Source organism: Rhizobium mongolense subsp. loessense (genome assembly GCF_900099775.1).
Classification (GTDB): domain Bacteria; phylum Pseudomonadota; class Alphaproteobacteria; order Rhizobiales; family Rhizobiaceae; genus Rhizobium; species Rhizobium loessense.
The window spans coordinates 470,071-484,887 of sequence record NZ_FMTM01000004.1 but is presented as its reverse complement, the minus strand read 5'-3'; the positions used below and the strand labels follow the sequence as shown (position 1 = coordinate 484,887).

Sequence of the window (14,817 nt, the reverse complement as noted above, 5' to 3'; positions counted from 1 at the left end):
CCGAGATCTCGTCGAACGGGTTCATCGACATCTTGACGTTGGCAAGCTCGACGCCCGTGCCATCCGGCTTGACGCGGATCTTCACATTGTAATCAACCACCCGCTTCACGGGGACCAGAATTTTCATGGGGGTCATCCTTTCTCACGTCATCTCCGGCCGCTTCAGCGCGGAAAGTTTTGAAGAATTGAGCCGTGCGACCATGGCGCATTGGTGAACGATCAGAATGCTGCAAACGCCGCATCCACAAACATCCAGGCTTCGACTGCCCTGCCCGGCGGCACCGCGTTCTTTCGTCAGATATCCTTGGCGATCCGCAACCCATCGTAGATGGCAGCATGGGTGTTGCGAGCCGCCACAGCATCACCGATCCGGAAGAGCTGGAATTTCCCTTCAGGATTGCGCACGACAGTCTGGGGTTCGCCGGCGACCAATTGCTGCTGCGAAATTTCGCCGAGATTGGTGGAAAAGGGTTTCAGCTCGAAATAAAGCTCATCGAGCGGGATTGTCCCGTGGTTGATGACGACCTGGTCGACTGTGCGCTGCTTCGCAACACCGCCGTAATCGCTGCCGACATGGGCAATGAGCTGATTGCCGTTCTTTTCGACCGCTTCAAGCCTGAAGGTCACGGTGAAGGTGACGTCGAGGTTCTGCAGCGAACGCATATAGGGCACGAGGTTCATCGCCATGACTTCCGGGGCGAAGGAACGGTCAGGTGTCATGATTTCCACCTTGGCGCCCGCCTTGGCAATGAACTCGGCAGCCTGCAGCCCTGCGTGGTCGCCCGCGTCATCGAAGATCAGAACGTTCGTTCCTGGTTTGACGTCACCTGAAATGATGTCCCAGGCCGAGACGACCAGTTCATTACCCGTGGACAGGACGTCTGTATGCGGCATGCCACCGGTGGCGATGATCACCACGTCGGGCCTCTCCGCCTCCACCATGTCGGCTTCCGCCCAGGTGTTGAAACGGAAGACTACACCGTACTTTTCGCACTGGGTCATCCGCCAGTCGATGATGCTGATCATTTCCCTGCGGCGCTCGCTTTGTGCCGTCAAGCGGATTTGGCCGCCGGGATCGTTGGCCGCCTCGAATACAACGACGTCATGTCCGCGCTCGCCTGCAACCCTTGCGGCTTCGAGCCCTCCTGGGCCTGCGCCGACGACGACAACTTTCTTACGAATGTCCGCCTTTTTGACCACATGTGGCATAGTCAGCTCGCGGCCGGTCGCGGCATTGTGGATGCAATAGGCCGCCCCACCCTGGTAAATGCGGTCCAAACAGTAGTTGGCGCCGACGCAGGGACGGATGTCCTCCTCGCGCTTCTCCATGATTTTGCGAACGATGTGCGGGTCCGTCATATGAGCGCGGGTCATACCGACCATATCGACCTTGCCCGACGCAATCGCATGGCGGGCAGTTGCAACATCCGGGATTTTGGCCGCGTGAAAGGTGGGGAAATCCGTCGCGGCGCGAATTTCACCTGCAAAATCGAGGTGCGGGGAGTTCGCCATACCCTGGATCGGGATGACATCTGTGAGGCCAGCGTCGGTGTCGATATGACCGCGGATCACATTCAAGTAGTCAATGAGGCCGCTTTCTTTGAGGCGCTTCGAAATTTCGAGGCCGTCAGCCTTGCCGGTGCCGCCGGGAAGACACTCATCAGCGGTGTAGCGTATTCCCAGAATGAACTCCTCTCCGACCCGTTTCCGGATCGCTTCTAGAACATCCAGACAGAAGCGCATACGATTGTCGAGCGAACCGCCGTAAGGACCTTCGAGTTCGTTTGTCAGCGGGGACGCGAACTGGTCAAGCAGGTGTCCGTAGGCCTCCAGTTCGACGCCGTCCATGCCCCCGGCCTTCATGCGTTCTGCAGCGTCGGCAAAATCCTTTATGATGCGCTCGATGTCCCAATCCTCGATCTTCTTGGGGAAAGCCCGGTGTGAGGCCTCGCGCTGATGCGACGGTGCGACAACGGGAAGCCAGTCGCCCTTGTCCCAGCGCGTGCGACGGCCGAGGTGAGTGAGCTGGATCATGATCGCCGCCCCTTCCTCATGGACCGCATCGGTCATTGCCTTCACCCACGGCACGATCTCGTCCTTGTAGGCGAGCAGGTTGTTGAAGACGGGCGGACTGTCTTTCGAAACAGCCGCAGAGCCGGCCGTCATCGTCATGGCGACACCGCCCTTTGCCCTTTCCACCGTGTAGGCGAGATAGCGCTCCTTGGGCATACCATCTTCAGGGTATGCCGGCTCGTGCGACGTTACGATGATGCGGTTGCGAAGCTTCAGGTGCTTGAGCTGATACGGCTGGAGGAGAGGATCGTTCGACATCTGTCGGGCTCCGGACTAGGACGGTTGCGCTAGACGCTACGCGGAAATGTACATATGTGTCAACAAACAAAACACTTAAGTCGTTTTTGTCGACATATGTGTACATTTTTCTTGAGTCGGGTTTTATTTTTTGTTAGGAGGTCAATCATGGAGCAGGCTTTGAACGATACCGGCTGGCGCGGATCGCAGGAGGGATGGCTGGAAGCGGCCTACGAATCTCTGCTGGAGTCGGGCGTTGATTCAGTGAAAATTCTCCCCTTGGCCAAGAAACTCAACCTTTCTCGGACGAGCTTCTATTGGTTCTTCAAGGATCGCGAAGAATTGCTTGCCGGCCTGATTGGGCGATGGCGAGAAAAAAACACAGGAAACATAATAAAGCAGAGTGAAGCCTACGCGGAATCACTTGCCGAAGCCATGCTTAACGTTTTCGACTGCTGGATCGATCAAAACTTGTTTGACTCCAAGTTCGAATTTGCAGTGCGCAGTTGGGCGCTGCAATCCGAAGAGATTCTTTTGGAAGTCCAGAAGGCAGATCAAGTTCGGCTTGAGGCGCTCAAGCGGATGTTCGTGCGCTTTGGATACGAGGAAACACCAGCCGACGTCCGAGCCCGGACGACCTATCTCGTTCAGATTGGCTACATCTCGATGCAGTCCCGCGAAGAGATCGCGGTGCGAATGAAGCGCATTCCCGAATATATCGCGATCTACACCGGCCAGATCCCCCAGCAAAGAGAGCTTGACCGCTTCTTTGCCAGGCATGGCTATAAACCGAAATGAGAAGAAGCGGATGCAGGATTCAATCAGGATCGGCGTGATCGGTGGCGGAGGGTGGCTTGGGAAAGCCCTTGCCAATGCGATCCTCAACAAGGGCGTTGTTGAGCACGAAGCACTCACGCTTTCCTATCGGCATGAGAGGCCCGCGACTTTTCCGAACGTTCCCTGCACGCAAGACAACCAGGAACTTGCGGACCGATCGGACGTGATCATCGTTTCTGTCCGTCCGGCCGATTGGCCCTCTCTGTCGGTCGATGCCCACGGCAAACTCGTCATCTCTGTTATGGCAGGAATCCGCCTGGACCAGCTTGCGGCACATCATCAAACGAGCCGTGTTGTCCGCGCCATACCCAACGCCGCCGCTGAAGTTGGCCGATCCTATACGCCCTGGATTGCATCAGGTGGCATGGACGAGGCCGATCGACGCATCGCACGTCGCATCTTTCATGCTTTTGGCGTCGAAGACGAAGTGAATGGCGAAAGCGATCTTGACTATTTGACTGGCTTGTCCGGGTCGGGGCCCGCGTTTCCGGCGCTGTTTGCCGCCGCGATGATGAAAGATGCCGTCGACCACGGCCTTCCCACAGATATCGCACGGCGCGCCGTGAACACGTTGCTGATAGGGGCCGGGGCTTTGCTCGAGCATCGAGATGACTGTCCGAACAACGTCGTTAATTCGTTTCTCGATTATCGGGGCACGACCGCAGCGGCGATCGAGGCGATGCGCGCTTTTGGCCTGGAAGCCGCCGTTTCGGAAGGACTTTCGGCAGCATCCAAAAAATCGGTGAGTATGGGAGACGTCTCCTGACGACCGCATGCGCGGGCTAACGCAGCGCCCCGCTTCAAAAAAGCGCCGCTCAACAAAGGGAACGATAATGAACAAACTCCTTGCATCAACATGCCTGATGTTCGGCCTTCTTGGCGCAACATCGCTTGTCAGCGCCGCAGAATGTGGAAGCGTGACGATTGCCAGCATGAATTGGCAAAGCGCAGAGGTTCTTTCAAACCTCGACAAGATTATTCTGAATGAAGGCTATGGATGTAATGCTGACATCACCGTTGGTGACACGGTTCCGACCATCACTTCGATGGCGGAGAAGGGCCAGCCGGATATTGCGCCCGAAGCTTGGATCGACCTTCTGCCGGATGTCGTGAAGAAGGGAACGGAAGAGGGGCAGATCATTCAAGTCGGCTCCCCCCTTCCCGATGGCGGCGTTCAAGGCTGGTGGATACCGAAGTATCTTGCCGAGGCTCATCCCGACCTCAAGACAATCCCCGACATGCTGAAGCATCCCGAACTTGTCCCCGATGCGGAGGATTCGAAGAAGGGAGCGATTTTCAACGGGCCCCAGGGTTGGGGAGGAACGATCGTCACTTCGCAACTCTACAAGGCTTTCGACGCTGACAAGGCGGGTTTCACCCTTGTTGACACTGGTTCGGCTGCCGGCCTCGATGGGGCGATTGCAAAAGCCTATGAGCGCCAGCAGGGCTTTGCGACATATTACTGGGCTCCCACTGCGCTTCTCGGCAAGTATGAGATGGTAAAGCTGGATGCCGGTGTGCCCCATGATGCGGCCGAATGGAAGCGCTGCAACACCGTGGCCGATTGCCCTGATCCGAAGCCGAATGCCTGGCCCGTCGACAAGGTCGTAACCCTTGTGGCCAAACCATTCTCGGAAAAGGTCGGTCCCGAAGTCATGAGCTATCTCGAAAAGCGCTCCTGGAGCAATGACACGGTCGGCAAGTTGATGGCCTGGATGACTGAAAATCAAGCGTCCGGCGAAGATGGTGCGAAACATTTCCTGAAAGAAAACAAGGACCTCTGGAGCAAGTGGGTCTCGCCTGAAGCAGCAGAGAAGATCGAAGCTTCTCTGTAAGTCCTGTGTGCGGTGCGTATCCATGCGCACCGCATACGCAAAGGCCGAAAATAAGAAGAATTTGGCCGGCTCTTTTCAAGCAAAGGGGAACCGCATGGAATGGTTTTACAAATTCCCGCACATGGATGATGACGCTCTTCGCAATCTCAAGAAGGCGATCGACGACGGATTCAGATCGTTCACCCGCGCATACGGTGAAGGTATCGAAAACATGTTCTCGCCGCTGCAGCACTTCCTGATGGCCGCAGAGCGTTTCATGACACAGACGCCATGGCCGATTATTACGCTGATGATTTTAGCCATCGCGTGGGCCGGCAGCCGAAGCGTCAAGGTGGTCTTGGCCTGTCTTTTGACCTTGCTGGCAATCGGCTACCTCGACATGTGGGACGACACCATGCGGACCATCTCGATGATCCTGGTCTGCACCATCTTGTCCATCGCGATCGGAATCCCGATTGGAATCCTCATGTCGCGGTCGGACCGGGTCCAGAGAGTGATCAATCCACTCCTTGACGTGATGCAGACGATGCCCAGCTTCGTATACCTGATACCCGTGGTCATGCTGCTTGGCATCGGACGCGTGCCAGGACTTATCGCAGTCGTGATCTATGCGATACCACCGATGATCCGGTTGACCAACCTTGGCATCCGCCTCGTTGACAAGGATGTCCTGGAGGCGGCCGATGCTTTTGGCTCCTCAAGCTGGCAAAAGCTGAGAAATGTTCAATTGCCTCTGGCGCTCCCGACGATCATGGCCGGAATCAACCAGACGATCATGATGGCGCTTGCCATGGTGGTTATCGCCTCGATGATCGGCGTGCAGGGTCTCGGTCAGCCCGTTCTCAAGGCCATCGCCAATCAATATTTTACATTGGGGATCTTCAATGGACTCGCCATCGTGGGCATCGCAATCATCTTCGACCGGGTGAGCCAGGCATACGGACACCGCCTGCAGAAGCACCGGGAGGTGGTCCATGGCTGATAACCGCTTCGAAGGGATAGAAATACGCAACCTTTACAAGATATTCGGGCCCAACGGCGCTGCCTATGTCGACGCCGTCCGGACCGGTCTTACCAAAGCCGAACTGAACGAAAAGCACGGACACGTGCTTGGTCTGAAAGATATCAACATCGAGATGCCGGCTGGTTGCATTCAGGTGATCATGGGCCTGTCGGGCTCCGGGAAGTCCACGCTGATCAGGCATATCAACCGTTTGATCGATCCGACCGCAGGCGAGGTCCTGGTCAAGGGTGTCAACGTAGTCAAGATGAACCCCGCGGAACTGCAGGAGTTTCGTCGTCACCAGACGGCAATGGTGTTTCAGAAATTTGCGCTGCTTCCGCATCGCAACGTGCTTGAAAACGCGATCTACGGATTGGAAGTCCAAGGTGTCCCTCGCGCCAAAGGCGTCGAGACCGCCATGCAATGGATCGAGCGCGTCGGACTGAAGGGATTCGAACAAAAATATCCCAATCAGCTTTCAGGCGGCATGCAGCAACGCGTCGGCCTTGCCCGCGCGCTCGCCAACGACGCGCCGGTCCTGCTGATGGACGAAGCATACTCGGCACTTGATCCGCTGATCAGGATGGACATGCAGACCGTCCTGCTGGACCTGCAAAAGGAGATCAAAAAGACGATCGTTTTTATCACTCACGATCTCGATGAGGCCCTCCGCCTGGGTGACCAGATAGCCATTCTTCGGGACGGCGAGGTCATTCAGCAAGGCACCAGCCAGGACATCGTCCTTAGACCGGCCGACGAATACATCGCCAACTTCGTGAAGGAGGTCAATCGGGGACGGGTCATCCACGTGGATGCGATTATGACGCCGGCCGAACCCGGGCACCGGCTGGACGGCACGAACATCGCATCGGGAACAACGATCGAAGATGCAATGAGGATATTGACCGATCGACGCGCTGATGAGGACGCCGCCGTGACGGATTCGACGGGAGCGGCCATCGGCACCCTTAACCTTCGACAACTGGCCTCGGCGATAGTCACTCCTCACTGAACTGGCCGCAGGGCTAGACTTGCTGGGGATCTGCTAAGAACAACGATCCAGGTTCGCCTGAAGATCAGAATGCGTCGCTGCTTAGCTCGATGGATGAACGGACCCGCGCTCAATTGCATATCCAGCAAGCGGTCGAAGGCTTCTCTGTGATCGCAATCACTTACTATGCAGTGGCGCTCGCCAAGATCTGCCTAGACAATGTTAGGGCGCCCGGACTGGACGTCCGCGTGTCGAAGTGGGCGATGTTGGCGGCCGCTCCAATGGCGCTTTTTGCGGTATGGAGCGCGCTGCATCGAGTTCGAGCAAGCGCAAGAGAGCCTGTGTCGCCACGCTAAAGCCAGGGCCGGTTTCGAGCCGACCGACAACGAGGACCGATCCTTATGGTCCATGAACGCTGGTCGGAGCCGGCACCCTTGGGCTGCCGAGGTCTGTGATCACGTTCGGCGGTCGTCGGCCTCGCAAAGAACACGTTGGGCCGATTGCAGGTCCGATGTCGCGAACCCTTCGGTAAACTTGTGATAGAGGGGCGCGAGCAGATCATGAGCTTCGTCGCCCCGATTCTCCCTGATCTGTAGCCGGCCGAGACTTGTCGCCGCGCGCAACTCCCACAAGTCGGCGTGTTGCCCTCGGGCGACATCAATCGCGCGCCGGAGCCGTGCCTCCACCCTGGCTCGATCAACCATAGGCAACTGCAGCATCAGTTCGCCTGACAGCCGATGGAGCTCCGCCTCGAACCACCGCTCACCAGTTTCGCGCACCCGACCCAGCGCGTCGGTCAGCAAATCCAACCCCGTCTTCGCTTTGCCGGCTCGGGTTTCGAGGTGCGCGAGCAAGCTTAGAAAAAATGGAACCAGGAATCTCGCTCCAGTCGTCTGCCACGACCCCAAACCTTCTTGAACCTGTGTGATGGCCGCCTGTAACTCGCCTGTCTCTCCCAGCGTCCAGCCTCGAATGACCATTCCTGCCCCAAGAAAGTGTGGAGAGCCCTGCGCTCTCGCGAGCGTGATCAGTGTGTCTGCTCGTTCCCGCGCCTCTCGCCAGTCGCCGCGAAGCTGCGACAGGATGCAGCCATAAAGCAGGGCATAGCCGAGGGTGTTGCGGTGGGACAGTTCCCTTGCGTCCGTCAACGCCTCGTTGCTCTTCGTCTGAGCCTGAACGGGATAGCCAAGAGCGAACAGCGTCCAGGATAGGACGGACACCCCTGCTACCCGGGGGTCCTGGGCGAATAGGAAGGCGAGGGAGCGGTGTTGCTGCGGGTCATAAAGGGCGAGCGACCTCTCCAGATATTCGCGGGCGATGACCAGCTCGCCGCGAAGGAAGGCATCGGTTCCAACGATGCGGTTGCCGACAGTCTCAGCCGATACATCCCCTTCTTCTCGGGCGCGAAGGAGCAGCTCCTCTCCTGCCTTTCGCCCCGCCTCCAATTCCGCGCGCACGACGTGGAAGGCCCAGTCCCCGTAGAGGACGGGCAAGAGCCGATTTGAGCCACCGAGCTGCGCGCATAATTCGCGCGCTCGCGCGTTGGTACGCCCGACCTCCGGCGCTGCCCAACCCTTGGCAATCATCAGGGCGACGCCAAGAGCGACTTGCAGCTCGAGTTCCTGCCGGCGCCGTGCAGTATCATCAGGTAGGGGTTCAAGCAGTTCCAGCCCTCTTGTCAGATGGGTAATCGCTTCCGCCGTTGCGGAGCGTGCAATCGCGGCTTGCCCGGCCCTGAGCCAGTAATCGATCGCCAGTGCAGGCAGTCCCGCCTCCGAGTAGTGCTGGGCTAAAAGTTCGGGTTGCCCCTGGACGATTTCCGGGAAGCCGTGCTCGATCGCCCTGGCGATCCCGGCGTGCAAGCGCAGCCGTTTCGTCCGCACAAGCGTCGCATAGGCCGCATCGCGTACAAGCGCATGCTTGAAGCTGTAGGTCGCCTGCGAAGAAATCCCGTGGCGGAACACCAATCCCGACGCAATAAGGGCGGCCAGCGCATCCTCCACGTCGCTCTTCGGCAACTCCGCGGCTGCCACGAGCAACTCGTGTGAGAATTCTCGTCCGATTGCGGCTGCAAGCTGCGCTACCTCCCTAGCAGAGACCAGTCGGTCGAGCCGGGCCAATAGCGACTCCTGAAGCGTGGCTGGAATTGGAATAGCTGACAGCGGACTGGCGAGAGAGTAATGGTCGCCCTCGTCCTTGAGCATGTTGGTCTCAATCACGGCCCGCGTCAGCTCTTCCACGAACAGAGGCACGCCGTCTGTCTTTGCGACGATGTCGTCCAGTACTTCGGCGGGCAGCTCCCTCCCACCGGTCAGCCTCTCGACCATAGCTGTGCCCTGCCGTCGGCTCAAACGACTAAGCGTCAGCGCAGTGACGTGAGAGTAGCGCAGCCACGGTGGCAGGAACTCAGGACGAAACGTGATAAGCACCAGTACCCGCGAGCCCTGCACGCGGTCAATCACCAGATCGAGCAACTCCAGCGAGGTCGGATCCGCCCAATGGATGTCTTCATACACGGCCAAGACAGGCTGATGTGCCGCGAGCCCCATGAGTTGATCGACTAACACCTCCAGCGTCTGCTCCTTCTGCAGATGCGAATTCAACTCCAAGGGCGGATAGCGATCGCCTGCTGGAATCGACAGCAGCGCCGCGAGCAAAGGGGCAACGCCGGCGACATCTTCAGTTGAAAGCGCGAGCAGGCCCTCGAGTTTGTCCAGTCTCGCTTCGGAGGGATCGCCTGCAGCGAACCCGGCCGCCCGCTTCAGGAGGCCAATCACCGGATGAAGCGGGCTGCTCTGATAATACGGCGAGCAATAGTGACTGACTGTCGTGTGCGGTTCGCTTTCCACCCGCCGCCGCAAGGCCCGGACAAGGCGCGACTTGCCGATGCCGGGCTCGCCGGCAAGCAGCACAACCTGGCCTTCGCCTTCCTTGATTGCTTCCCAGTGCTTCAGCAGGACACCAATCTCACGGTCGCGACCGACCAGCGGGGTCAGGGCCGACCCATGCAAGGCTTCGAAACGGCTTTCCACAGCGCTTTCACCGAGCACGCGCCAAGCGCGTACGGAACCAGGAAAACCCTTCAGCGGCTGGAAACAGAGTTCGTCAAGATCAAACAGAGCACCGATTAACTGCCTCGTACGGGATGCCACCACCACGGTTCCAGGTTCGGCCAGACTTTGCAGCCGCGCCGCGAGATTGGGCGTGTCGCCGACGACCGTCTCCTCACGTGCTGCACCTTCACCAACCAGCTCGCCGACAACCACCAGGCCGGTGGCGATGCCGACCCGAGCTTGAAGCATCCCACCATGCGGTGGTCGCAGATCCCGAACTGCCTCGACTGCCGCCAGCCCCGCCCGCACGGCCCGTTCGGCCTCATCCTCGTGAGCACGCGGATAACCGAAATATGCAAGGACGCCGTCGCCCATGTATTTGGCAACGTGTCCCTCGAACCGCGCAATTGCGCCCGCCACGGCCCTCTGATAGTGGCGCAGCAATTCGCTCATCTCCTCTGGGTCAAGCCGTAACGAGAGCGCAGTCGACTCGACGAGGTCGACAAACATCACGGTGAGCTGGCGGCGCTCCGCTCCGGTGGCGACTGATCTATCGCCGGCTGGCCTGGACACTTGAACGGTCTCGCGCAGCGCTGCAATCGAAGCGAGTAGTTTACGGCGGTGCCCTACTGAAGTGACTCCGAGCCCAATCAGGTCTTCGGCGGTAAGATCCCGAAGTATTTCCGCATCGATGTCATTTTGCCGGAACGCTTCCTCGTACTGTTCCAGGCCTTGATCGCGCAGCCAGGAACCGACCTTCATGGCTCCTCCTCCATCTGCTCGGACCGTGTGTCCTACAGCATACGCCAGAAGCCTTTGAGCGGCACGGAGAAACTTTTTTGCGACGTTCGGATATGTACGCAGACAACCTGATGAGGCCAAAACCTGCTGTGGCGGCATTTGCTTGTGCCGAAACTGCGCTTCATATTTTTCAGGTAGCGCGGGGCTTGAGAAATGCCGGTGGCGCCAGCTTCGACCAGGCCTCATCTTGCCGTCATGCTGGCGACCAGATCGCTGAACCTCTCGCCTTGTATTCCGACATGTGCCCGCAAAAAGCGGCGAGCCTCCTCGCCGTTTCCGGCGAAAATTGCATCGACAATGGTGCAATGTTCGGAAAAGGACGTCGACAAGCGGTTTCGCACGCGCAGCTGAAGCCGCCGGTAAGGGCGCAGACGCCGATGCAGTTGCAGGCACTGCTCTTCAAGGAACTCGCTGCGGCTTGCCGCGTAGATGGCCTTATGGAATTCCTCGTTGTCGTAATAATAGGCGTCGCTGTCGCCGGCGCCGGCCGACAGCTCACAGCGCCTGTGGGCAGCCGTGATTGCCGCGCGAGATTCGTCGTCCAGCCGGCGGGCGGCGAGCGATCCGGCCAGACCTTCGAGCTCCGCCATGACCTCAAACATCTCGAATATTCTGTGCGGCGCCGGATCGATGACGACCGCCCCGCGGCGCGGGCGAATCTCGATAAGCCCAATCGCATTGAGCTGCATCAGCGCTTCGCGGACGGGTGTCCGCGATACACCGAACCGGGTGGCGAGCACCATTTCGTCCAACCGTTCACCGGGCGCGAACTCATTGGAAAGAATAGCATTTTCAATCTCGTCTCGAAGCCACCTGCCAACATTTTCAGACATGCGTTCCACCTTCATAATACTCAAGCCAATTTCTTGTATACACACTCATTGACATTGTACGCGACATGCGCCAATGTAAATACTATACCGCGAAGCCTTGGAAATGAGAATGGTGGCGACGGGGACGCCCTTACCGCCGCCAAGCAAGGAGGAGGATGGTATGCCTGGAACCTCATTTTTCAGCGACATGCTGCAAAACATCACGGATCGCGGACGCAAGCTTTTGTTTGCGGACCCGCGCACGCCGGCGGATGCGACAAAAGTCGATCTCGAAACCCTCTGTGAAATGCTGATGTCGAGCCGCGGCGAGGCGTCCGGGATGGCCATTGCTGCCGAGGTCTTCGATCGGTGGAGTAAGCTCGAAGCCGACGGCGTGCGGCAGTTTCTGCAAATGCTCTACGACAAGTTCGGGCCAGACACGGCCAAACTCGATCAGGCGATCAAAACCTATCTTGCGGAAAAGAACTCCGCGACGATCACGGCGCTCCATGAGGCAGCTGAACCACGACGCCAGGAACTCCTGCGCCGTTTGAACCAAGCGCCCAATGGTACGGCCAAGCTGGTCCAGATGCGTCAGCAACTTCTCGCTTTAACCGCGCAAGCGGACGAATATCGCGCCATCGACACTGACTTTGCCCACCTGTTCGGCTCCTGGTTCAATCGCGGCTTTCTCACTCTTCGGCCAATCGACTGGTCGACGCCGGCTCACATTCTCGAAAAAATCATCAAGTACGAAGCCGTGCACGAGATCGCCAGCTGGGAGGAGTTGCGCCGCCGCCTGGCGCCAGCCGACCGTCGCTGCTTTGCCTTTTTCCATCCTCGCCTCGCCGACGAACCGCTTGTCTTCGTGGAGGTTGCACTCACGCGGTCGGTACCAAACACCATCGCGGACGTCCTCGACGAAGGCAGAGAACAGATCAACGCCGACGAGGCGACGACGGCTGTCTTCTATTCGATCTCCAACTGCCAGGACGGCCTACGCGGAATCTCCTTCGGCAATTTTCTGATCAAGCAGGTCGTCGAGGACCTGCGGCGAGACCTGCCCGGACTGAAGAATTTTGTGACGCTCTCGCCCGTTCCAGGCTTTGCCCGCTGGCTTGCCGAAGCGCGTGCCTCGACAGCCAGCCCCGTGCCGTCGGATGCCGATCGCAAGGCCCTGGCGCGACTTGACGACCCGAGATGGGCACACGACAAGGCCAAGGCGGCCGAGGTGGAGCGCGTGTTGCTGCCTCTTGCGGCGCGCTATTTCTTGATCGAACGCACGCCGCAGGGTCGCCCGCTTGATCCCGTCGCCCGTTTCCATCTGGGCAACGGGGCGCGATTGGAAAGACTGAATTTTCTCGGCGACCACTCGGCAAGGGCGATGGCGCAGGCGCACGGCCTGATGGTCAACTATCTCTACAAGCTCGACGACATCGTAGCCAACCACGAGGCCCTGGCGCAGCGTGGCGAAGTTGCAGCCTCACCGGCTGTCAAAAATCTCCTCGGCCGGAACGGGGACGCCACAAAAGTCGTCAGGCTTCGCGGACTTTCGCGCGAGTCGTAAAACAGCAATTGGAGGAGGCCGACATGAGCAACCATCTTTTCGACGCCATACGGGCCGCCGCACCCGGCAATGCGCCATTCATCCGCATCAATGGCGGACGGATTTGGACGTACGACGAGGCGCTCGACCTTTCAGGCCGCATCGCCAGTGCGATCGACGCCCTCGGTATTCGTCCCGGCGATCGGGTTGCCGTGCAGGTGGAAAAGAGCGCCCAAGCCCTAATCCTCTACCTGGCCTGCCTTCGCTGTGGCGCTGTCTATCTGCCGCTAAATACAGCCTACACGCTCGCCGAACTCGACTACTTCATTGGCGATGCCGAGCCGCGGCTGGTTGTGGTCTCGCCGGCTCAGCGTGAGGCGGTCGCAACGATTGCAAAGGCTCATGGCGCAATCGTTGAAACGCTCGACGCCGATGGTACGGGCTCGTTGCTCGATCTTGCGAGGGACGAACCACTTGATTTCGTGGATGCGTCATGTTCGGCAGATGACCTGGCGGCGATCCTTTACACCTCAGGAACCACGGGCCGCTCCAAGGGGGCGATGCTCACGCATGGAAACCTCCTTTCTAACGCCACGACCTTGCGTGATTGCTGGCGCGTTACATCTGGCGATCGGCTGATCCACGCATTGCCCATCTTCCACACGCACGGGCTGTTCGTTGCCACCAACGTCACTTTACTTGCCGGTGCCTCGATGTTCCTGCTGTCGAAATTCGATGCAGACGAAGTCGTTGCGCTGATGCCGCAGGCGACCATGCTGATGGGCGTCCCGACCTTTTACGTGCGCCTCCTGCAGAGCCGCCTCGACAGGCAGGCGGTCGCGAATATGCGCCTCTTCGTTTCTGGTTCGGCACCCCTGCTTGCCGAAACCCATGTCGAGTTCGAAAAGCGCACCGGTCATGCCATCCTTGAACGCTACGGGATGACCGAAACCAACATGAATACGTCCAATCCCTATGACGGAGCGCGGATCGCCGGAACAGTCGGCTTGCCCCTTCCCGGAGTGACGGTGCGCGTTACGGATCCGGCCACCGGCGCCGTGCTGCCGCCCGATGAAACCGGGATGATCGAAATCAAGGGGCCGAACGTCTTCAAGGGCTACTGGCGAATGCCGGAAAAGACGGCAGCCGAATTCACCTCCGACGGGTTCTTCATCTCCGGCGACCTCGGCAAGATCGACACGGACGGCTATGTCCATATTGTCGGTCGCAGCAAGGACCTGGTGATTTCCGGCGGGTACAACATCTACCCCAAGGAGGTCGAAGGCGAGATCGACCAACTCGATGGCGTCGCCGAAAGTGCCGTCATCGGAGTTCCTCATCCCGATTTCGGAGAGGGCGTCACAGCCATCGTGGTGCGCAAACCCAATACAGCGCTTGACGAAGGCGCCATTCTTCATGCGCTCCACGACCGGCTCGCACGTTACAAGCAGCCGAAGCGCATCATCTTCGCCGAGGACTTGCCGCGCAATGCCATGGGCAAGGTGCAGAAGAACGTTCTTCGGCAGAAATACGCCGACCTTTACGCAAAGACCTGATCCGCCTGCGCGCCCTCTGGGAGGACGGCGCGCAGACATTTTCAATTGTTGCAAACGAAAAGCTGCCGGCGCG

General features: G+C 58.9%; 10 protein-coding genes and 2 pseudogenes. 8 read left to right on the top strand and 4 right to left on the bottom strand.

What is annotated here, in order from left to right; translation table 11 throughout:
* Together BLP23_RS33215 and BLP23_RS17345 are read right to left on the bottom strand one after the other, a co-directional pair.
* Positions 1-127: pseudogene (locus tag BLP23_RS33215) on the bottom strand (electron transfer flavoprotein subunit beta/FixA family protein); the annotation flags it as partial.
* Positions 128-294: 167 nt separating this feature from the next.
* Positions 295-2,331, bottom strand: a complete 2,037-nt coding sequence (locus tag BLP23_RS17345) for an NADH:flavin oxidoreductase (protein ID WP_092586089.1) — start codon at positions 2,329-2,331, stop codon at positions 295-297.
* A 147-nt stretch (positions 2,332-2,478) separates the two neighbouring features.
* Between BLP23_RS17345 and BLP23_RS17340 the strand changes: the two genes are divergently transcribed.
* From BLP23_RS17340 to BLP23_RS17315, 6 genes and pseudogenes are all read left to right on the top strand, one after another.
* Positions 2,479-3,108: a TetR/AcrR family transcriptional regulator gene (locus BLP23_RS17340; RefSeq protein WP_092586088.1), complete on the top strand. Its 630-nt coding sequence runs from the start codon at positions 2,479-2,481 to the stop codon at positions 3,106-3,108.
* Between the two features lie 10 nt (positions 3,109-3,118).
* Positions 3,119-3,913 (top strand): pyrroline-5-carboxylate reductase family protein, encoded by a 795-nt coding sequence (locus BLP23_RS17335; protein ID WP_092586087.1) that lies wholly within the window; start codon positions 3,119-3,121, stop codon positions 3,911-3,913.
* Between the two features lie 67 nt (positions 3,914-3,980).
* Entirely contained in the window at positions 3,981-4,982 is a 1,002-nt protein-coding gene (locus tag BLP23_RS17330; RefSeq protein WP_092586086.1) for an ABC transporter substrate-binding protein, read from the top strand.
* 94 nt (positions 4,983-5,076) lie between these two features.
* On the top strand, positions 5,077-5,964 hold the full coding sequence (locus BLP23_RS17325; RefSeq protein WP_092586139.1) for an ABC transporter permease: 888 nt from the start codon (positions 5,077-5,079) through the stop codon (positions 5,962-5,964).
* The gene (locus BLP23_RS17320) at positions 5,957-6,997 is read left to right on the top strand and encodes a quaternary amine ABC transporter ATP-binding protein (protein ID WP_092586085.1); all 1,041 of its coding nucleotides are present in this window, start codon (positions 5,957-5,959) and stop codon (positions 6,995-6,997) included. The genes BLP23_RS17325 and BLP23_RS17320 overlap by 8 nt, the downstream gene beginning before the upstream one ends.
* A gap of 9 nt (positions 6,998-7,006) precedes the next feature.
* A pseudogene (locus BLP23_RS17315) lies at positions 7,007-7,332 on the top strand (DUF3422 family protein); the annotation flags it as partial.
* A 99-nt stretch (positions 7,333-7,431) separates the two neighbouring features.
* Here the strand turns inward: BLP23_RS17315 and BLP23_RS17310 are convergent.
* Positions 7,432-10,791, bottom strand: a complete 3,360-nt coding sequence (locus BLP23_RS17310; RefSeq protein WP_092586084.1) for an AAA family ATPase — start codon at positions 10,789-10,791, stop codon at positions 7,432-7,434.
* A 221-nt stretch (positions 10,792-11,012) separates the two neighbouring features.
* Positions 11,013-11,663 carry a GntR family transcriptional regulator gene (locus tag BLP23_RS17305; RefSeq protein ID WP_092586138.1) on the bottom strand — a complete coding sequence of 217 codons (651 nt, stop codon included), beginning with the start codon at positions 11,661-11,663 and terminating at the stop codon, positions 11,013-11,015.
* Between the two features lie 160 nt (positions 11,664-11,823).
* Between BLP23_RS17305 and BLP23_RS17300 the strand changes: the two genes are divergently transcribed.
* Positions 11,824-13,209 (top strand): malonyl-CoA decarboxylase, encoded by a 1,386-nt coding sequence (locus BLP23_RS17300; RefSeq protein ID WP_092586083.1) that lies wholly within the window; start codon positions 11,824-11,826, stop codon positions 13,207-13,209.
* Between the two features lie 23 nt (positions 13,210-13,232).
* The gene (locus BLP23_RS17295) at positions 13,233-14,744 is read left to right on the top strand and encodes a malonate--CoA ligase (protein ID WP_092586082.1); all 1,512 of its coding nucleotides are present in this window, start codon (positions 13,233-13,235) and stop codon (positions 14,742-14,744) included.
* Positions 14,745-14,817: the final 73 nt, after the last annotated feature.

What these genes read in the sequence shown, in the direction of transcription:
- BLP23_RS17295 (WP_092586082.1), top strand. Translation starts at nt 13,233, where the DNA reads ATGAGCAACCATCTTTTCGACGCCATACGGGCCGCCGCACCCGGCAAT.
- BLP23_RS17300 (WP_092586083.1), top strand. Translation starts at nt 11,824, where the DNA reads ATGCCTGGAACCTCATTTTTCAGCGACATGCTGCAAAACATCACGGAT.
- BLP23_RS17320 (WP_092586085.1), top strand. Translation starts at nt 5,957, where the DNA reads ATGGCTGATAACCGCTTCGAAGGGATAGAAATACGCAACCTTTACAAG.
- BLP23_RS17305 (WP_092586138.1), bottom strand. Translation starts at nt 11,663, where the DNA reads ATGTCTGAAAATGTTGGCAGGTGGCTTCGAGACGAGATTGAAAATGCT.
- BLP23_RS17335 (WP_092586087.1), top strand. Translation starts at nt 3,119, where the DNA reads ATGCAGGATTCAATCAGGATCGGCGTGATCGGTGGCGGAGGGTGGCTT.
- BLP23_RS17310 (WP_092586084.1), bottom strand. Translation starts at nt 10,791, where the DNA reads ATGAAGGTCGGTTCCTGGCTGCGCGATCAAGGCCTGGAACAGTACGAG.
- BLP23_RS17345 (WP_092586089.1), bottom strand. Translation starts at nt 2,331, where the DNA reads ATGTCGAACGATCCTCTCCTCCAGCCGTATCAGCTCAAGCACCTGAAG.
- BLP23_RS17330 (WP_092586086.1), top strand. Translation starts at nt 3,981, where the DNA reads ATGAACAAACTCCTTGCATCAACATGCCTGATGTTCGGCCTTCTTGGC.
- BLP23_RS17325 (WP_092586139.1), top strand. Translation starts at nt 5,077, where the DNA reads ATGGAATGGTTTTACAAATTCCCGCACATGGATGATGACGCTCTTCGC.
- BLP23_RS17340 (WP_092586088.1), top strand. Translation starts at nt 2,479, where the DNA reads ATGGAGCAGGCTTTGAACGATACCGGCTGGCGCGGATCGCAGGAGGGA.